Source organism: Chitinophaga polysaccharea (genome assembly GCF_902150045.1).
Classification (GTDB): Bacteria; Bacteroidota; Bacteroidia; order Chitinophagales; family Chitinophagaceae; genus Chitinophaga; species Chitinophaga polysaccharea_A.
Window position 1 is genome coordinate 1,311,617 of the sequence record NZ_CABFVU010000001.1, and the last position, 21,094, is coordinate 1,332,710.

General features: G+C 47.9%; 11 protein-coding genes. 7 read left to right on the top strand and 4 right to left on the bottom strand.

Annotated features, from left to right (window positions below; translation table 11 throughout):
- Positions 1 to 96 precede the first annotated feature (96 nt).
- The 7 genes from guaB to FN124_RS30835 all read left to right on the top strand — a co-directional run bounded on the left by guaB (position 97) and on the right by FN124_RS30835 (position 9,772).
- Entirely contained in the window at positions 97 to 1,569 is a 1,473-nt protein-coding gene (gene guaB / locus FN124_RS05260) for an IMP dehydrogenase (RefSeq protein WP_142683709.1), read from the top strand.
- A 109-nt stretch (positions 1,570 to 1,678) separates the two neighbouring features.
- Positions 1,679 to 3,292: an apolipoprotein N-acyltransferase gene (gene lnt / locus FN124_RS05265; protein WP_142683710.1), complete on the top strand. Its 1,614-nt coding sequence runs from the start codon at positions 1,679 to 1,681 to the stop codon at positions 3,290 to 3,292.
- Entirely contained in the window at positions 3,273 to 4,064 is a 792-nt protein-coding gene (locus tag FN124_RS05270) for an alpha/beta fold hydrolase (RefSeq protein WP_142683711.1), read from the top strand. Before lnt ends, FN124_RS05270 begins: the two co-directional genes overlap by 20 nt.
- 18 nt (positions 4,065 to 4,082) lie before the next feature.
- The gene (locus FN124_RS05275) at positions 4,083 to 6,701 is read left to right on the top strand and encodes a PKD domain-containing protein (protein WP_142683712.1); all 2,619 of its coding nucleotides are present in this window, start codon (positions 4,083 to 4,085) and stop codon (positions 6,699 to 6,701) included.
- Between the two features lie 166 nt (positions 6,702 to 6,867).
- On the top strand, positions 6,868 to 8,694 hold the full coding sequence (locus FN124_RS05280) for a T9SS type B sorting domain-containing protein (protein ID WP_185937096.1): 1,827 nt from the start codon (positions 6,868 to 6,870) through the stop codon (positions 8,692 to 8,694).
- 33 nt (positions 8,695 to 8,727) lie between these two features.
- On the top strand, positions 8,728 to 9,483 hold the full coding sequence (locus FN124_RS05285; RefSeq protein ID WP_142683714.1) for an SDR family NAD(P)-dependent oxidoreductase: 756 nt from the start codon (positions 8,728 to 8,730) through the stop codon (positions 9,481 to 9,483).
- A gap of 124 nt (positions 9,484 to 9,607) precedes the next feature.
- Positions 9,608 to 9,772 (top strand): hypothetical protein, encoded by a 165-nt coding sequence (locus FN124_RS30835; protein WP_185937097.1) that lies wholly within the window; start codon positions 9,608 to 9,610, stop codon positions 9,770 to 9,772.
- Between the two features lie 74 nt (positions 9,773 to 9,846).
- On the opposite strand, the gene FN124_RS05290 is transcribed toward FN124_RS30835, so the two are convergent.
- The 4 genes from FN124_RS05290 to sov all read right to left on the bottom strand — a co-directional run bounded on the left by FN124_RS05290 (position 9,847) and on the right by sov (position 21,073).
- Positions 9,847 to 11,064: a sialidase family protein gene (locus tag FN124_RS05290; protein ID WP_185937098.1), complete on the bottom strand. Its 1,218-nt coding sequence runs from the start codon at positions 11,062 to 11,064 to the stop codon at positions 9,847 to 9,849.
- A gap of 4 nt (positions 11,065 to 11,068) precedes the next feature.
- Positions 11,069 to 13,351: a TonB-dependent receptor gene (locus tag FN124_RS05295; RefSeq protein WP_142683716.1), complete on the bottom strand. Its 2,283-nt coding sequence runs from the start codon at positions 13,349 to 13,351 to the stop codon at positions 11,069 to 11,071.
- Between the two features lie 66 nt (positions 13,352 to 13,417).
- Positions 13,418 to 13,726, bottom strand: a complete 309-nt coding sequence (locus FN124_RS05300; protein ID WP_142683717.1) for a hypothetical protein — start codon at positions 13,724 to 13,726, stop codon at positions 13,418 to 13,420.
- Positions 13,727 to 13,912: 186 nt separating this feature from the next.
- Positions 13,913 to 21,073, bottom strand: coding sequence for a T9SS outer membrane translocon Sov/SprA (gene sov / locus FN124_RS05305; protein ID WP_260607336.1), 7,161 nt, complete (start codon positions 21,071 to 21,073; stop codon positions 13,913 to 13,915).
- Between the last annotated feature and the right edge of the window lie 21 nt (positions 21,074 to 21,094).

Below are 21,094 nucleotides of genomic sequence, written 5' to 3' on the forward strand. Positions count from 1 at the left end.
ACCTGCCAGGCCGGGTGGGGAGTGATTATTTTATTTATTGGGTAATTAGGTGTACATTTGCGTGCAATTATTTTTTAACTGATTAATAGTTGCATCATGCCTGCGGGAAAATCTAAACCCAAATTTGTAGCTGACGGACTGACATTTGATGATGTACTCCTGGTACCGGCCTACTCTGAAGTTCTGCCTAAAGAAGTAAATCTCTCTACGCAATTAACAAAAAACATACGCCTGAATATACCAATGGTATCTGCAGCGATGGATACTGTTACAGAAGCGACGCTGGCCATTGCGCTGGCAAGGGAAGGCGGAATAGGTATTCTCCACAAAAACATGAGCATAGAACGGCAGGCCGAAATGGTAAGGCGTGTAAAACGCAGTGAAAGCGGCATGATCATAGATCCCGTTACACTGAAAGTGGATGCCACCATCGGAGAAGCGCTGCGACTGATGAAAGAAAACGGTATCGGCGGTATTCCCATTGTTGACGACAACAGCAAACTGGTGGGGATCCTGACCAACAGGGACTTACGTTTTGAGAAAAATAAAAAACGCCTTGTAAAAGAAGTGATGACCAGCGAAAACCTGATCACTGCTCCCGAAGGCACCGACCTGAAAAAGGCAGAAAAAATCCTCCAGCAATATAAGATTGAAAAATTACCGGTTGTTAACAAGCAGGGCAAACTGGCAGGGCTGATCACTTACCGTGATATCCTGCAGCTGACCAGCTACCCTAACGCAGTAAAAGACGAATTTGGCCGTTTACTGGTAGGCGCCGCATTAGGTATCACCGCCGATCTGCTGGACCGTGCACAGGCCCTGATCAATGTAGGCGTAGATGTGGTTTGCCTGGACAGTTCCCATGGTCATTCCATTGCTGTACTGAACAACCTGAAGAAATTAAAGAAAACATTCCCGAAACTGCAGGTGATTGCCGGTAACGTAGCCACTGCGGAAGGTGCGCTGGCCCTGGCACAGGCAGGAGCCGACGCTGTAAAAGTAGGTGTAGGCCCAGGTTCTATCTGTACTACCCGTATCGTTACAGGTGCAGGGTTCCCGCAACTTTCCGCCGTTATGGAAGCTGCTGATGCCTTGAAGAAACTGGGTATCCCGGTTATTGCAGATGGCGGTATCCGTTATACCGGCGATATGGTGAAAGCCCTTGCAGCAGGCGCATCTACCATCATGGCAGGATCCATTTTTGCGGGTGTGGAAGAAAGCCCCGGGGAAACCATCATTTACGAAGGACGTAAATTCAAATCCTACCGTGGTATGGGCTCTATTGAAGCCATGCAGGAAGGCAGTAAAGACCGTTACTTCCAGGATGAGGATGATATCAAGAAACTGGTACCCGAAGGCATTGTAGGCCGTGTTCCTTACAAAGGCATGCTGTCTGAAATAGTACAGCAGTTTGTAGGCGGTTTACGGGCTGGTATGGGCCTTACCGGTTCCAAAGATATCAAAGCCTTACAAGGTGCGCAGTTTGTAAAAATTACCGCAGCTACCGTGAAGGAAAACCACCCGCATGATGTGGTGATCACCAAGGAAGCACCTAACTACAGCAGATAAGCAACATGTCAGATATAAACGCCTGGTACCAAGTACCGGGCGTTTTTGTTTTCAGTGATTCCGCGCTTATCTTCGTCATAATTCGTCATTCATAATCCGCAATTCCTACATGAAGAAGCCTTACCTGTTGTTGAGTATACTGAGTGGTTTGATCTGCTGGCTTGCCTGGCCCACCATGCCGCTTACCCCGCTCATTTTCGTTGCTTTTACGCCCCTGTTGTATATCAGTGATAAAGTACAGCACCGCTGGAAATATTTTGGTCTTCTTTTCCTGGCTTTTCTTGTTTGGAATGTGGCGTCTACCTGGTGGGTAGGCAATACCACGCTTCCGCTGAGCGGTGTGTTTGCCAATTGCTTCAACGCATTGCTGATGAGCATTCCCTGGCTGGGATACAAAAACACGAAGCGGAAGCTGCCGGAAGCGGTGGCTTACTTTGCACTGATCGTATATTGGTTAACATTTGAATACATTCATCAAACCTGGGAATTCAGCTGGCCATGGCTGGTATTGGGCCATGCTTTTGCATTGAGGCCGGGATGGATCCAGTGGTATGAGTATACCGGTACCAGCGGAGGCACCTTTTGGGTACTACTGGCAAATATTGTGATCTACAATGTATGGAAACGGGCGCGCCTATACGATTTCACCTGGAAACAGATCCTGCTGGGCGAATGCTGGAAACCGCTGCTGGTAACAGGTGTACCATTGCTCATATCAGCTTTTATATCCGCCCCGGCAGATAATGCTGCGCGGAAAACCGAAGTGGTAATTGTGCAGCCGAACATAGATCCCTATGATGAAAAGTTCAGCGCAGGATCGGCGATGGAGCAGCTTGGAAAACTTTTACATCTCACAAAAGAAAAAGCAGACAGCAATACCCGTTATATTATATGGCCGGAAACTGCTCTATTCCCAACGGGCGCCTGGGAACATGAGCTGAATTATCAGCCGGAGATCATTGCCATCCGCGAGATGCTTCAGCACTACCCGAAGGCAAAACTCATCAGCGGCGCTGCTACCACGAAACGGTACAACGCTACCGATGAAATACCGGCTACCGCCAGGACCATGAACGACGGCACCCGCTGGGATGCCTATAACAGCGCGATCCAGGTGGATACTTCCCGGAACATCCAGGTATATCACAAGTATGAGCTGGTGCCCGGGGCCGAATTAGTGCCCTATGTAGGCTATTTATCGTTTATGCAAAGCGTGGCGCTGGATTTTGGCGGCATTACAGGCAGCTACGGCAGGATGCCAGGAGTGGAAATGTTTACCAATCCGCAGGACAGTATCAACGTGTTCCCCGTTATCTGCTACGAATCTGTATTCAGTAACTACATGGCCACCCATATTAAACCAGGCGCTAACTTATTGGTCATTATCACCAACGATGGATGGTGGGGAAACACAGAAGGGCACCGGCAGCATTTACAATATGCACGCATACGGGCCATTGAAACCCGGCGATGGATAGCCAGGTGCGCGAATACCGGTATTTCCGCTGTCATTGACCCTGCAGGGAACGTTCATCAGCCGCAACCCTATTGGAAAGAAGCTGTTTTTAAAGCAACTGTAACACCGGAGGCAGGTATTACGTTCTATGTAAAAAATGGTGATCTGGTTTCGAAAGCAGCACTAATATTTTGTATCTTGTTAGTGGTACATGCTTTTATTTCACGATTTATTCCCGGCTTAAGACATGCGGAAATCAATCAATAACGGAAACATCACCTGGCTCGACGAAGGCAAGGGTGCAACGATAGTGCTTATACACGGTTTTTCAGAAAATGCAACGCTTTGGAGCAACCAAACAATGCGGCTAAAAGAGCATTACCGGATTATTATCCCTGATTTACCCGGCACCGCGTTATCGCCCCTTACTACTCCGCTTACCATTGAATCCATGGCGGAGTACGTATATGCCATCCTGTTAGCAGAAAATATCAGTGAAGCAATTATCATCGGTCACTCTATGGGCGGATATATTGCGCTGGCACTGGCGGAAAAATACCCCGCACTGCTGAAAGGACTGGGCCTCTTTCATTCTACTGCCAGGGCAGACAGCGAAGAGAAAAAGGAAGGAAGGCGCAAATCCATTCGTATAATGGAGCAGTACGGGGCCGAAACATTTTTAAAGCAAACATTGCCAAATATGTTCAGCCCTGCTACCAAAAGTAAACACAACGACCTGGTAGACGCCTATGTGAAAATGGGCATGGAATGCCAGCTTCCCGCTCTGGTGGCGTACTATGAAGCAATGGCAAAAAGACCGGACAGAACAGAAGTGTTGAAAACCCTCCGGGCGCCGGTATTATTTATGATCGGAAAAGATGATAATGCCGTGCCACTGGATAACATACTGCCGCAGATAACTTTACCGGCAACAGGCAGTATACATATTTTTGAAAACGTAGGCCACATGGGAATGTGGGAAATAGCCGAAGAAAGCAATGTGATATTGGAACAGTTTATAGCGTTTTGTCAACTATAAATCAAAAAAATACCTGTTGTGAAAAAACTCCTTGTCATCCTGCTATGCATGGTGTGCGCCCTGGTGGCGCAGGCCAGCCATATCATAGGCGGACAGGTTTACTATAAGTATCTCGGGCAGAGCGGGAATATGCTTCAATATTCCATCACGCTGAAATTATACCGCATTTGCGGCGATGGGGAACGTATTGCCAAAATGCCCAGCGCTGTTGTACTGTCGTCTTTCGACAGAAGCGATTACCGCACCATAGGACGTTACCAGATTACCCGTACCAATTTTGAAGTAAAAACCCTTGCCAAAATTGATCCGTGTATTGTTAATCCACCGGTGATCTGTTACCAGATAGGCACTTACACCACTACTATTTCCCTCCCGGTGAACAGCTCCGGCTATACCATTGCTTTCCAGAGCTGCTGCCGCGACCCTTATATGGAGAATATAGTAGCAGAGCCTATTCCCGGCGGCCGTCCCGGCGACCTTGGCACCGGCGCCACCTATTATGCAGATATACCTGGCAGCAACTCCGGCGCTACCAATAATTCAAGCCCGGTCTTTAATAAAGAAGAAGCAACGCTTGTTTGCGCCGATAAGAAATTTACCTATGATTTTTCTGCTACAGACCCTGATGCGGATTCCCTCAGCTACGAGTTCTGCGATGCGTATAAGGGCGGGCAAACCAGTGAAGGAGATATTCCCCCGGCAGCAGTAGCGCCACCTTACAACTTCGCCAGCTATGTGTCGCCCTTCAGCGGCAGCAGCCCGCTGGGTTCTACTGTTACCATAGATCCTAAAACCGGTATTATTTCCGGCATAGCCCCGGCAGCCGGAAAGTACGTGGTAACGGTGTGTGTAAATGAATTCCGCAAGGGGCAGAAGATCGGTACATTACGGAAAGATTTCCACATCAACATCACTTCCTGTGTGAAGCTGGCCACTGCTTCCATGCCGGAAAAATATGCAGACTGCAGCAGTTTAACCATCACCTTCACCAACAACAGTACACTGGGAAAACCCTACCACTGGGACTTTGGGGACGGCACCTTTCTCGATACCAACAGTGCGGATCCTATTCAGCATACTTATGCCAGGCAAGGCACGTATACGGTAAAGCTGTATGTGGATAAAGCCAGCAATTGCGGCGACAGCGCCATTGCCACCGTATATGCGTACCCGGTATTCAAGCCTGCATTCACTACTGCCGGCGCCTGTGTAAATAAAGAAACCAGGTTCAACTCCGCACCTACCCAATCTGACGCCGGTGCCATCGAGTACTACAAATGGGATTTCGGTAACGGCGATACGTCTAACCTGGTCAATCCCCTTTATACCTACAAAACACCGGGCACCTATAATGTAAAGCTGCTAGCAAGGAATGTAAAAGGATGCGAGCAAACCATTACAAAGCCACTGGTAATATACGATAAGCCTCCTTTTACCGCTACCAACGATACATTGCTTTGTGCAAAAGACAGCCTGCAGATGTGGGCTACCAGCACACTTCCCGGCACTTACGCATGGACGCCCGATAACTATTTTATCCTGAATCCCGCTACGCCTGATGCCATTGTATTCCCTCCAAAATCGTCGGAATACAAAGTAACGTTTACCGATGCACAGGGTTGTACCAATTTCAAGGATATAAAGGTAGATGTAAGAGATACCATTCGTGTGAAAACCATTTCCGACAGCACCGTGTGCACCAATGACGAAGTGCATTTACCGGCTGTTACCGATGGAGCTTATACCTACCGGTGGACGGATCTTGACCGCAACCAGGTAGTGTCTACACTGGCAGATGCGTATGTAACACCTGCGCCGCCCAAACAAAGTTATGAGATACAGGTAACATTGGGAAAATGCCGTTCAGCCGATACCGTTACACTTAAAGTAGTGGACCCTCCCAGGGCCACTGCCGCTCCGGACACCACCGTTTGTTCTGGCGTTCCGCTTACGCTGCGCGCTACCGGTGGCGCCTACTACAAATGGACGCCTGCCTTTTATGTAGATAAAGCCTCATCGGCCGTTACGCTGGCACATCCGCCTGATACCACTTTATTCACAGTAACTGTAACGGATACACTGGGATGTCCCAAACCGGTTACCGCCACTGCATTGGTAAAAGTAGTGCCCAAAGTAAATGCGTTTGCCGGCAACGATACCATTATCATGCTGAACACGCCGTTCCAGCTGAACGCTACCGGCGGTGTGCGGTATACCTGGAGCCCGCCGGATGGATTAAACAACCGCAACATTTATAATCCGGTAACTACGTATAACCGCGATATTACATATACCGTTACCGCCTATACGCAGGAAGGCTGTTCCGGAACAGATAACATTTTTGTACGCTTTATAAAAGGACCTGATATATATATTCCTAACGCTTTCTCTCCTAATGGAGATGGCCTGAATGATATATTCCGCCCGTTGCCAGTAGGTATTGTGCAGATGGAATTCTTCCGTGTGTTTGACCGCTGGGGTAAGCTGATATTCTCAAGCACGGCTTATCTGAAGGGATGGGATGGCACCGTTAACGGCAGTATTGCTGCAGTGGGTACCTATGTTTGGGTAGTTCAGGGAAAAGATATTAACAATAATACCGTTCAACATAAGGGAACCGTCACACTTGTAAGATAAAGTTGGCGTGATTGAACCGGATATGCTCTTTTTTTGTTAAATTCAGAGAGCAGTATCCCCCATCATGAAGAGCGCAGTTTTAATGATATTGAGCTGCTGTTTGTTCCCTGTTTTTGCGGCTGGATATCATATCATTGGTGGCGAAATTTTTTATAAGACATTAGGAATGACTGAAGATAACTCCCGCTACCGTTATCTCATCACTCTCAAATTATACCGCGACGCAGATTTTACCTGTGGCGAACGCCAGGGTTGTATTGACAGATTTGAGAACCCCGTTACTGCCAACGTGTTTAGTTCCAACGGCTCCAAAGTTTTATCATCTGTTTACCTCTATATTTCTTTTACCCGCCCGCTGATAGATACGCTGAAAAATCCTTGTCTTGCCCCGCAGGCCCAACACCTTGAAGTAGCTTTTTATACCGCCACTATTGAGCTGCCGCCAATTGCCGGCGGCTATTATGTTTCCTCACAGCGGTGCTGCCGGGGCGAAAAGCTGAGTAACATTTATAATTCCGAACATGAAGGCTCCACATACTACACCGTAATTCCGGGTATAGAATCGAGACCCAATAATAACAGCGCGTACTTCGACCGGGATACTGCCATTGTGATCTGTAATGCCATGCCGTTTCAACTGGATTATGCTGCTTATGATGAAGATGGCGACAGCCTGACCTATAATCTCTGTAGCGCATTAACAGATGGCTCCAACGCCAATGAAAGCAATTCCACTACCCCACCTCCCTATAATTCCACAGTGAGTTATATACCTCCTTACTCGGGCAGCAACCCCATGGGCGGAAGCCCTGGTATTTCCATTTCCTCCAAAGGACTGATCACCTGTACACCAGACCGACCGGGAAAATATGTGGTAACCGTATGTATAAATGAATATGATCCGGTTACCAAACAATTCCTGGGCTCCCACAGTAAGGATATACTGCTGACCGTATTCAACTGTCAGACAAAGATCACTGCCATCTTTCCATCTGTGCTGAATAACTGTACAGAAGACCCTTCTTTACATGTTCCTATTACCAATTCCAGCGTAGCCGGTTATACATCTACCTATTACTGGACCTTTGGTGATGGCACAGATACCCTCACCAACACCAGAACAATGTTCTATCACCAATATCCCGACACCGGTGTTTATAAAGTAAAAATGGTAGTGAATCCCGGACTGGCCTGCACCGACAGCTCCGAAGGCAAAGTATTCAATTACCCCGGATTAACAGCGGGCTTTACCAGCACCGGCGTTTGCAGGGGCGATCCCATACAGTTCAATGATACCTCCTCCTATGTGTATGGAAATATTACCAGTCATATCTGGGACCTTGGTATGCTCGACAGTGTGATAACACCGGGCGCAGAGCGCGCCATGAGATATGTGTTCCCTAAAGGAGACGTATATACGATTTCGCTGACCCTGTTAACGGATAAGCAATGTGTAAAAACCGTCAGCAAAAATATACGGATCTATGAAGTGAATCCCTATGCCGGTAACGACACCATTCTGGCCAAAGGGCAGCAAATGGTGATGCAGGGCAGCGGAGGCGATTTTTATTCCTGGTCGCCCGCCGACGGGCTTAGCAACCCCAACATTGCGCAACCGGTGCTTAACTATAACAGGGATATATCTTTTGCACTGCGGGTATCCAATCAGCAGGGCTGTTTCGGGTTCGACTCCGTGCATGTAAAGTATTATACCGGCCCCGACATGTATATCCCCAATGCGTTTTCCCCCAATGGGGATGGGCTGAACGATCACTTCCGGTTTATCCCGGTGGGCATTACCACTTACAAATTTTTCCGGATCTTCAACCGCTGGGGAACGGAAATTTATTCTTCTACTGATTTCCGCACCGGATGGGACGGTACTTTCAAAGGAACGCCTGCTCCGATAGACACCTATATATGGATATTGAAGGGTACTGATTTCAACGGGAAAGAGATCATGAAAAAAGGAACTGTTACGTTGGTCCGCTGAACCTTAGTAAATTGCAGAAAAAAATAACCGCTCATGGGAATTGTTCTTATCACTGGCGCCACTGCCGGTTTTGGTCAGGCTTGCGCTACTACTTATGCCGGTAAAGGTTATGATGTAATTATCACCGGCCGCCGGAAAGAAAGGCTCGAAGCATTGCAAACCCAGCTAACGCAGGAATTTGGTATCAATGTGCTGGCATTGAATTTTGATGTAAGAAAAGAGGAGGAGGTAAAAGCTGTTTTAGGCACTATTCCGGAAGATTGGCGCAAAATTGACATCCTTGTGAACAATGCAGGTCTTGCTGCCGGTTTAAACACCATTGATGAAGGCAGTACAGATGATTGGGATGCCATGATAGATACCAACGTAAAAGGATTGCTGTATGTGTCGAGCACGGTGATTCCATGGATGCGCTCCCGGACCACCGGGCATATTATCAATATCGGCTCTACTGCGGCCAAACTGGTATATGCCAGAGGCAATGTATACTGTGCCACCAAAGCAGCGGTAGATGCTATTTCCCAGGGTATGCGCATTGATCTGCTGCCATACCGGATAAAAGTAACTGCTATTCATCCCGGCGCCGCTGAAACTGAATTTTCGCTGGTGAGATTTAAGGGAGATGAAGATAAAGCGAAAGATGTATATAAAGGATTTATTCCCCTTAGCGCCCAGGATGTAGCAGACGTAGTATACTATTGTACATCGCTGCCGCCGCATGTTTGTATCAACGACCTGGTACTTACGCCTTTACAACAGGCTAACGCTTATTACATAGATAAAAAATAACACATAGGTGTGATTTCGTGGCTTGAGGATAGTTTTTATATTTGGAAACATTTATATATTTTCTGTGGATTTTTTTATTGCAGAAAATTTATGCTAACTATCCTGATCATGAAAACCTATCCCTATGCTTACATTTATGACTATGTATTTGCTGCGTCTGTATTATCCCCGGTGGAAAGAAGGATGGCGCTTTTATTTCGGTAATTCCCGGAAAGGCAATTATGGCCGTTGGGCATCATCGCGTAAAGACTGGGCCGGACAAAAAGGCTTTTCATTGGGTTACAGCTGAAACAAGTTTTTGAATTTTGGGATTTAGTTATTTGATCCCTTTTAAGAGGCAAATGACTAAATCCCAAAATTGTGTTACGGCATACCTAACAGGTTTACCACTACCTCGCTCTTATCTCCCACTCTTCTCTTATAGGCCACCAATACTTTACCGGCGCTCACTGCGCTGATCACCGGGAAATTGGCATAGGCACTATCGACCGTAAGGACTCCTGCCTCTTTTGTTTTTCCATCTGCTGCTTTATACTGGAAACCGATACGGCTGTTAAAATCGTTTTTCCACTTTACCGGTTCATCCCATACCACCAGGATCTGGTCTGCTATGGTAGCCATTTGCGGATGCTTTGCCATAGGCGATCTGCTCAGTGATTCCTTTTGCGTATAGGTGTTACCGTTATCTGCCGAGCGGCAGTAAAAAGCGCCTTGTCCGCCGCCCATTGTAAACCATGCGAAGTGCAGCCCTTTACTGTTGGCAGTAAGTGTTGGCCCTGTATGCGGGCAGCCGTTCACCACCCAGTTATCTGCACTGATACGCACCGGTGCCGAAAATGTACGGCCCCCATCAGCAGACACCTGGTGCACCATATCGCGGATAGAATCGTTGATAATATCACGGTAAGCCAAATGGATATCTCCATTCTCTGCTACATACATTTTGGTACGGCAGCACTGGCAGATAGTGGTGGCTACAGGAACAGCGTTTTGAAACCCGCTGCGGCCCCGGGTGGTGGCAAAGTAAAGTGTGGAACCTTCCGCGCTGGTATCCTTCCGGTTATCCAGCCAGATAGCAGCTGCTTCCCCTCCCGGCAGCAGCGCCATATCGAAATACCGCTGGTCGTACCCCGCTGTATCAGTTACCATAGGTATGGCGGCCTGCCATGTTTTCCCGTTATCAAATGACTGGGTATACATCACTTTACCTGCATACTTATTCCTCGGGTCATTGGCTTCTATTCCAAAAAGGGCTATTACGGTACCGCCGGGCTTATACAGCAGCTTAGGTAAATTTTCATCATGCGGGTATACACCTGAAGAAGCAGGGATCGCTACCGGCTCAGAAAACGTATACCCGTTATCGTTAGATACCGAATAATACATCAAACCTGTATCGGCGCCTTTGACTGTTTCCACCCAACTCAATACCGGCCGGCCTTCCGCATCTTTTGTAAGATAAGGACAGGAAGCATCCTTTCCTGCATGCGACACTACCAGTGCTTTGCCTGGCTGCAACCTGTGCGGCTGGCATGCGGCAAATATTATCATCGTTACTACCCATACTGCTGCCTGCTTCATTTGCTTATTTTTTTCCGGTAAATGTATAGGCCACGCCCAGGTTAAAAGTCTGACGCGGGCCAACCCTGTACGTTTTGCCATAGGCAGATTTCTCTGCAGTGGTGGCATACAGCTGATCTCCCACATTCATGCAGTTGAGCCAGCATTCAAATCCTTTATAGCTGTAACCTGCCCTGGCGTTAAACAAATCGTATCCATTGTATATGGAAGTGTTGGCAGGATCCATATAGTATCTGCTGATATGCTGCCATTCGGCGCCTATCCTGAAACCATCCAGGAATACAGGTTTCCAGGTGATCTCGGTATTAGTGATCCATTTAGGCGCACCGCTCATCTGGTTGTTGTTATATACTTTGCTTCCATCTGAATAGGCTTTAAAAAGATGCGCTGCATAAGTGCCGCTGGTGCGTACAAATACACTTCGAAGCGGCGTATATTTAATATTCCATTCAACGCCGCTGTGGGTGGTAGCGCCGGTATTCCGGTTTTCGTACACGCCATCGGCATTTCTTACACTGATAATTTCGTTACTGCCGTTCATGCGGTAAATACTCAGATCTGCATATCCTTTCTCCTTTGCAAATGCAAACCAGCCGCCGGCTTCATAGTTCCGGTAAGTAGCAGATTTCAGCACCGGCACTTTTACCCCTGTATACAATTCTGAGATATTAGGCGGCGCAAACCCAACACTATAATTTGCATACAACCCACGATCTTTACCGAGGTTATAAGTAAGCCCCAGCTTAGGTGTCAGGGCATTAAAGTTATTCCGTTCACTGGGTGCGCCGGTATATGCAGAAGGCGTGAGATGATTTTCAAAATTATAATCCATCCGATCGTAACGTAAAGCTGCTACTACCCTCATTTCCGGCAACGGTGAAAATTCAAACTGTGTGTACACGGCACTGTTCAGTAGTCCAACGCGGTAATCGGTGAGCAGGGAATCAGTGTTACGATAACTGGTGTAATAACCGGCAGCATCTTTCGTAATATCTATATAGTTAGCGATATAGGTAGCAGGACTATAATCCGCGCTTATACCGGCAATGAGCGCTGCCTGTTTCCAGCTGAACTGTTTTTTGTGCTGTGCTATAATGCCATAACTGTTGAAGCCATCGCTGTTGATTTGCCCGTTTGCTTTCAGAGTACCTCTTATGTCTTTGATAGCATAGAAGGGATTTTGCCCGATAGTATTATTACGGAAGAAGGCAGTAAAAGTAGTATGGTTACCAGCATCCCATTCATGATCCAGCGTGCTGCGCAACCGCAATGCTTTTACTTCACGATAGGTAAATGTTTGAAAGTTGCGGTAATCTTTTGCAAAGAAATGAGTGCTGTCGAGCCCACCAGTCTGGTCTGTTTTATAATTGATCAGTGTAGCAGCGTTGGTCCATTTATTCTTTTCATTCACCTGGTATTCCACTTTTGCGGTGAGCGCCAGTTTATGAAAATCGCTGTGGTCCATATAGCTATTGGCCTGGTTGGCATAGTAACCACTCAGTACGAAGCCTGCCTTCTTTACTGTATTGGATACGCTGAAGTCTGTTCTTTTGTATCCCCAGTTGCTACCTTCCAGTTGAATTCTGGCAGTAGGCACCAATGTGGGAGAAGCTGTAATAAAGTTAACGGCGCCGCCTACCGCTTCACTGCCATATAATGAGGAAGCAGGCCCGCGGATCACCTCCACGGATTTTAATGCAGCCATATTGATTTCGATCAGTGCATTATGATTAAAGTCGCCGATAGTTCTGATAGGAATACCATCTTCCAGGTAAAGAAAAAGGCTTTTATAACCAATAGGCTGGCGGATGGCCATGGTATGCTGTTCGTTGCCCAGATCTACCATGTATACGCCGCTCACTTTATTCAGTACCCTATCCAGTGTAGTGGCTTTGGTTTCGCTCAGTGTTTGGGCGGAAATGGTGCTGATGGCTATTGGCGCTTCTGAGCGCTGCTGCTTATCGCGCGAAGAAGAAACGATGATCTCATTCAGACTGGTAGTGCTCTGCCGCAGGTAAATCACCGGCGTTTTTGCCGCTGCATCAACGGGCAGCTGTATAGGAACATATCCTACATATGATATTTCTATGGAATCTGCTTCAGCAACAGTTAATTCATATTTCCCCTGTGTATTGGTATTACGCCCGGTAGCGGTATGTAACAGCCTTACATTTACACCTGGCAGGGCTTCTTTGGTTTGAGCATCTGCCACGCGCCCATGTATCTGCTGTGCATAACTGTTTGCCACAGCCATGCATGCAATGAGGAGTAAACAACATTGTTTCATGTATGTACGTCGTTATACTGTTCGCTGATAGCAAACAGGATTAGTCAGGTAGTTAAGGTTCAAAAATCAGGCTACTACCAGTTGGGGCGGGTGGAAGACGGACAGGGCCAGCGAATGAAGGCGGGGCGCCTTATAGTATGCGTTAAAAACGGGTTGATCAACCGGGGGCGTAGTGTGGAAAGATTGTAACGTTTCTACAAACATCACCTCATATTTATCTTTCCCGCTGTTGGTATTTTTATCCTGCTGCGCATCCCTGTCGAGTTCCTTTTTAAGATGACAGCGACCGTTACAGTGCATTTCAGGTTTGTTCTTATTTTCACAAAGAACGCCGGCGATATAGGACTGGTTCATTTTAAACTGCACGAAGATCACGCTCCTGCTGAAGTTTTGTAACAGCAGACCCAGAAATATGCATATGATCCCAAACCCTTTCACGCCGCAAACCTAGTAAATAATTATCAATCCCCGGTTATGAAAAAACGGATTTATAGTTAGACAAACGGGACAATTCACGCCGTTGTCCATCTAACTATAAATCCGTTTATATATATCCGGCTGCTATTGCGACAGTACAAACCTGAAGGTAATACCGCCACTGGTGCTGGTAATCGGGTATGCCGTGGAGATTACCGGTATGGTTTGCCTGCGGTCGTAGAAGAATTTCAGGTTTAACCGGTTATTCACTACGTAATCGATAGACGGGGAGATACCCACTACCTTCTGACCGCTGGTTGGAATGGCCAGGTCGGCATCCAGGCGGTTATTGGCTGTTTTATCGTCCCGGAAACTGAGGTCCAGCCTGAAGTTCATATCGTTCTGCAGCTTTTTGCCACCATTCCTGCTGAAGGAGAATGGGAGCTGAAGGCCTCTTACGCGGTAGCCTGCGCCGATAATGATCTCACTGGAGCGCACTTCTGTGAGCTGGTAATCGATAAGGCTCAAACTGAGAGATCGGCTCTTCCTGAATTCCACCCTGGCATTGAGGCTGTTTACAAAAGTAAGGTCTACTCCCAGTAACGGGGAGAAGGACTCTGTGAGCGTAAGGTTGGGCACCATAAAATATGGGTAATAGTTTCCGGATATGGTATCCCTGAACGCCGGGTAGCCTGTGAGCCGCGGATCTTCAAAATACATGGAAGTATTATAAGAGCTCATACTCAGCGTTCCCGTATAGGCGTGCCTGATAGTAAAATTGGTCAGGAAAGAGCGGAATGGCTCCAGCTTGGTTAACCCGTTATAAGTGAGGCTCCAGTTCGGTTTTGGAATATAATTGCTGAAAGGATTGCTTCTCACATTATCGTTACCCTGTTTCAGCAGCGACACCTTATCGGGGCTGGTACCTGTGTATGCCGCCAGGAAGGCTGGTATCAGCACATCCTGTGCATACCGGGTATAACCGTATGCGTAAGTTGGATCTTTAGGATCGCCGCTTGGAATGCCCGGATCTTTATTATAAGGATTCGCTGCGCCCAACCGTTTTGAAATGGCGTTACGGTACGATTCAAAGTTGCGGAAAGTTTGTGAAATACCATCCGAAGTATTGATCTTACCAAACATAGTTTTGATGGCGATATAAGTAATTTCAAAACCACCGGCATCATATGGGCTCAGGTGCTGGAAGTCCACTGGATCTGTGAGATTTTTGAACAGTTCCGTATGTGTTTTGGTAAACGACTTGGTCATGGTCAGATCGATGCGCAGGTCATTTATTGGTTCCAGCTGGGCCTGTAAATCCCAACGTTGTGTAAATTGTTGCTGGGCCTGGATGTTAAATAAGGTATCCGGTGTAATGAGCCCTTTCTGTGCAAACTTGTCGAACCATTTCCGGTCTGGCTGGTAGCCGAATACAAAGTTCAGGCCCGGCGCCATGGTGGCCCAGTTCATACCAATGATCCTGGTACTGTCTATATAACCAGGTAAACGGGTACCGGCGTTCTCATTGAAGTTGAACCCTATCCTTTTCAGCATCATCAATGGTTTCAGCAATCCTTTCAACCAAGGTGAAATTTCATCGGAAGAAGCGGTCTGGTTCTGGTTCTGCTGGTTGCCGTTTTTATTGTTATTGTTATTGTTTTGATTATTGTTTTGCGGCTTCCTGGCATTTACATCGCGTAGGAATTTCGATTTATTATACAGCTCTACGAATTTGAATTCTGCCGTCAGTGTTTTCTGCTGGGAGTTTTCGATAGCGTTACCGAGATACAAAGCCAGCTGGGAAGCGCCTGTCCAGCGGTATTCCGTACTGTAGCCAAACGCGATGTTGGTCCAGCTTAGCGCCGGGAACTTCGCCGTAGGCAATGTGTACGTGAAGTTGGCATTGTGCATGTAATTGGTATTACGCCCTCCTTTGAAGAAGTTACGGCGTACCGTATCTTTTTTCGCCGAGTTATCGATACGCCCGTTGGGCTCATCGATACGGGCATTATTCACCGCATTGAACTCAAAGTTGATGCTTCGTGTCAGATCCCATTTAACAGTATAGTAGCGGTCGAACGTAAAGTACTTGTTATAGGTTTCCGGGAGCTGGTATTTCACATCGCCGCCTACGTTGCGCACGCGGGTAGCGCCAAACTGCCGGGAAACGTCTGCCCTGAAGCTCAGGATAGAAGGTACATAGTTAATATTGAAGTCGCGTATGAGGTCGAGCCAATGCGTTTTACTTTTGATCAGTTTTTTAAACGGCTCCAGGTAATGCGGCTGGCCGGCGAAATTGTATCCCAGGCCTCCCCTGTGCTTGGTGAGCACATCGCTTTGAATGATGGGGTTATGGCGCAGGATCTGTGAGAAGGAATAGCTGATGTCAAAGTTTTCTATATCCCACAGGTGCCGTTTTCCACCACCGCCCAGGTTGAGTTTCCGGACGTTGGTAAAGTTCAGGCTTTTGATGGAAGTGAAATCCTGCGCATCACGCCGGATAGAATCCTTCTCCCGTCGGCTCCTGGCGAGGGCAATTTTATCTTTCAGTTTTATATCCAGGTCGTAAGGATCATATTCCGGGTTACTGGCCGATTGCGAGTAGCCGGCGTATACGGGAATAGAGATCCCTGCTTTCTTTGGCAGCAGTTTACCCAGGTCGAGATTGGCGGCTGCATCGTATTGCAGGAAATTATCCCTGAACCGTTCGTTTACACGCTGGTCAATATTTCCGAAACCGGCCGTATGCATGTTACCGGAAATGGAAATGGACCCCAGGTCTGACAGTTGTACATCTACCCTTGCCAATGCGGCGTACCCGCCTTTTTCATCAAAATCGGTAAGGCGCAGTTCATCCAGCCATACTTCCGCGCAGCGGGGTTGTCCGTCATCTTTGGGATTCTGGATACCTATCATCATGGTACGGGCATCACCCAGGCTGGGGTTACCTACTACCGTCATAAAGTTTCCGTACTGGTCGGCTACCGGGTTGGCAGGGTAAGGCAGCAGCGGTGAACAGGAATCGCACATATTGCGTTGCTGTTTCAGGGTGCTGAGCTGCGACATCAGGAGATCGAGGTTGTTGCGCTCAGGCCAGATATCGAGCGCTGTTTTCGGACCATTCCAGTCTGTTACTTTCAGCGGAATGCGGTATTCGTAGTAGTTGCTTACAAAGTCGCTACCAATACGGATCACTGCCTGTATCTGCCCGTCTTTCAGCGAGGTGGCGGTACCTACTGCTTCCGCGTGAATGAACATCTGCAGTTTTTTGTACTGGCGCAGATCCATATTCAGTGTTTTGTACATGGCGCGCATTTCGCCGTCCTGCAGGTTGCAGAGCTGAACAGACAGGGATTGTTCATTCAGCTGCAGGGTAGTATTGTTGGTGCTGATGGTATTCTGGCGAACTACTCCCGGAGGCAACACATATGGAATAGGTGTACGGGAAGAGTTTTCTTCAATATTTACAGCAGATGAATTAAAGGTAGTGGTATTATCCAGCGGGATAGGATCGCCGGGGCGCAGTTCATACAGGTAACGGCGCCATTGGTTGCGCACCAGTTCCAGTTTACCAAAACGCACTACGATGGAATCGCTGAAATTGGTGAGGAACATACGCATGAAACGGATGGATTTGAAATCCGGTATGTTACCAATTTTGGTGTTGTACTGGTTCAGCGGCACTTTGAACTGGTACCAGGTTTCGGTTGTTTTCTGGTTATTGGGCAACGTTACATCCGCTTCTATTTTATCTACAATGAAGTTGGAGCCTACCGCCATATTGGGTTTTAGATCCACCCGGTACTGGAAATACTCTTCCGTTTCGTTCATGGTATTATCCCTGTTCAGGTCTTCCGATTCGGGGATATTGGTAGCTGCGGAAGAGAACTGTGATTTCGGATCAGATACGGGGGAGTTGCCTTCCGGGTTGCTGTAGTTCTTATAACGCTGCAGGATGTTCAGACCATTATATACCGGGTCGCGGTAGTGTTTATAATCATCATTCGCCGGATCCTGAACGGCGCGATTATATACCGGGCTTCCGCCAAAGTTCTGACGCAGCGTATCCATATAGCCTTTGAAGAAGGCCGCTTCATCCTGCGATTTTAAACCGTCGTATCCAACGTCCTGGTAGTTGCGGATATTCGGATCATTGTCAAATGCCTGGGTGATCTGCTGCTGGAACTTGGGTACACGTCCCCATTTGGAAGAATCGATCTTATTTGGGTCCCGGTTAGGATCGGGCATCCCGTTTTCAAAGAATTTTTTGGAGTCTTTGAGGATATCTTCCGATACGTTACCCAGGTTGAAATACAGGGAACCGCCGGTGCTGTTAGGCTGTTTGATAAAAGGATCCTGTATCCAGAATTCGATGTATTCTATATTGGCTGTTTCAAAGTCGCTATTATCGATGGCCCTCATAATACCGCCCCATTTACCCTGTGGACGGCTCAGATGGCCGTTGTTGTCCATAGCTATAGGCGTATTGGTAAAGTTATAAGGACCTCTTTCTGTTGGATAGTAAGCCAGATCGAGGGTACTCAGCTGGCTTTGTCCGAAGTCGGTAGACCTGTTTTTAAATACTTCTTTCTGGTATACCAGCCTTACCCGGGGGTCCGACTGATCATCCACAGAAATGCCTGCCGGCAGGTTCGGTGATTTGGGCAACTGGAGGGTGGGCTCAATAATATACCAGGCCAGTTTTGCCCTGTTCTTTCCATAATCCAGTATATTATTCAATTCTGCTTCGGGGAACATCACCCTGCCATTAGCGTCGGTAGCGCCTTTTGGCGTGGAGGCGAGTGCCCAGCTGGTAGCAGGGAACTTCAGGTCATAACCGCTTTTCACGCCTTCGAAGTCGTCGATGTAAGCGGTACCGCTCCTGCTGCCCGGCTCATTCACCAGTTTACTGTGACCCGGGAACAGGCGGGCTACTTCACCGGTGAACAGGATATTGGAGGGAGAGGTGCTGGTATAGTTGGGCAATTTATCCAGGAAGCGGTTAAGACCTTTCCATTCGGAGGCATAGTTCGCATCCAGGCCCACCATGGTGTTTTTAATAGGGTCTTCTCCATAATTCACTTTCTGGTAATATGGTCTTTCGCTCATGCGCACTACAGTACCGCCCAGGCTCAGTTTATCGTTCACGAGATAATCCAGCCGGGTACCAAAATAGTTACGGACCTGTTGTCCGAAGAGGGAGTTATTTTCAAACTGCACATTGATAGGTACGCCGGAGTTGAGCACTCCCCCATTGATGATTTTCAGCCTGCCGAGGTTATAGTCGATGATATAGTCCACATTTTCGCGGAGCTGCTGGCCGCCGGCGGTTACCACTACTGATCCCGGCGGGATGGTGGTACCGGAGCCGAGATTGATTTCGGAGCTGCTGGCCGATTTGTAGGATCCCCTGATCACATACCGGTTCAGCTGCGGGAACTGCTGCGCTACTACTTTAATGGAGTCGTATAATACATTATAGAGATATTGTTTTTCCAGGGCGGCATCGCCGTTAAAGGCTTTTTTCAATCCGTCTGCGAATGGTTCCAGTACGGGGAACATGATCTTACCGGTAAGGGAATTGATCGTATAGCCTTCCACGTAATCGAACACGCCATCCGGCTGTGGGTCCAGCTGGTTGTTGAGGCGGTCGAGGTTGAGGATGGTGATGATCGGTGCGCCGGCGTAGTTGCCTTTGGCATCGGGGATATACCGTTTATCGCTGGGAGGGCGTCCTTCGGCGCCGGGATCTTTATAATATACATCCATGCGGAAGTCTTCCTTATTTACCTGGAAGGCGCCGGTGGCGTAAATATTTTTCATCATCAGGTCCCATACCGGGAGGGTGGGACGGGCGGAAGTGGCTTTAAGCAATTTGAGGAACAAAACCGGCTGGTTGGCGCTGTTGTTCTGATCCGGGGGTACATCCTGGGAAAACTCACCCACCTGGTATACCCTTCCGTTGTAGGTATACTGGTAGGCTACGGCCAGTACTTCATCCGGTTGTAATTGTTGGTTAAGGGAGATGAAGCCCAGCTGGCGGTTATAAATGTATTCGGTGGAATCGAGCTTACGGGCAAATGTTTTCTCAAACTCTGATACCGGCTGCAGGCCTATATTCAGGAGGCGGCTCACCACTGTTCCGGTGTTCCGGCTGGCCGGGTCGCTGATCAGTTTTGAATAGAGGTCGTTGGTTCCCCTGTCCGGCAGCTTGGAGCTGGTGAGTACATTGATGTCTCTCTTATTGTAGGGGTTTTGTTCCGCCAGGTCCATCAAACCAACGATATCGCGGGTTTGGGTGGTGGCCCCGGTTTTATTGGTTACCCATACTTCCAGCCTGGTGATATTGACCAGCGATTTAATTACCGGCAGGTTAGACATGGCGGTGTTAAAGTTGTCGCGGAAGTATTGCGCCAGCAGGAAGTGCCGGTTATCTTCATATTCATCGGCCCTGAGGTTATAGTCCTGTACCTGGGTACCGCCTTTGAGCATGAGGTTCTGTTTCTGTGATTTCTGGTTAGAGAGCACACTTGTAACAGTTAAGCGGCCAAACTGCAGCTGGGTTTTCACCCCAAAGAGCGACTGGATACCGGAAATGAGGGTGCTGCGCAGGGGAAAGCTTACATTACCCGCTTCAATTTTCTTGATAATTTCATCATTGTAGCCGGTGTATTCCAGTTTAACCTGGTTTTCAAAGTCGAACTGCGACTCGGTCTTATAATTGGTGATAAGTTTCAGTTTATCCCCGATCTTACCTACTACGTTCATATTGATGCCCATATCGAAATTGAAACCGCCATTTTTCCTGGCTTGTTCTACCAGTACGGGGTTCTTGATATTCTGGCCCTGGTATCCGAAGGTAAGCTCCAGGCTACCCTGGGGGCGGATATCTACTTTGCTGCCGCCGAAGATACGGTCGAACAGGTTGTTGCCGTTGTACAGCGCAGGCCCGTTGGCGCGCTGGTTCAGGTTACCGAGAGCGCTGGCCCTTTTCTGCCAGTAGTCCTGTTCACTTTGTCTGGATTGCAGCTTATAGAACTCGTCGAAGTTCATATAGGTAGGGTTCCGGTAGTACTGGTTCCCTATTTTCTCCGTGACGGTATATTGTTTGGTAACCGGGTCGTATTCTACTGACTTGTTGATATTCGAGGGGTCCTTGAGGTCAATAGCGTTCCCTGACCCCTGATCCGTTATTTTGGGGCCGCGTCTGTCTTGAAGGGGGTATTTCAAGGTATCTTTTTTCCCGGTAGTATCGATTTTGGTTTGAGGAGTAATGGTGGTATCCGGATGCCATCTACTTCTCAATAATTTCAGATTCCCAGAACG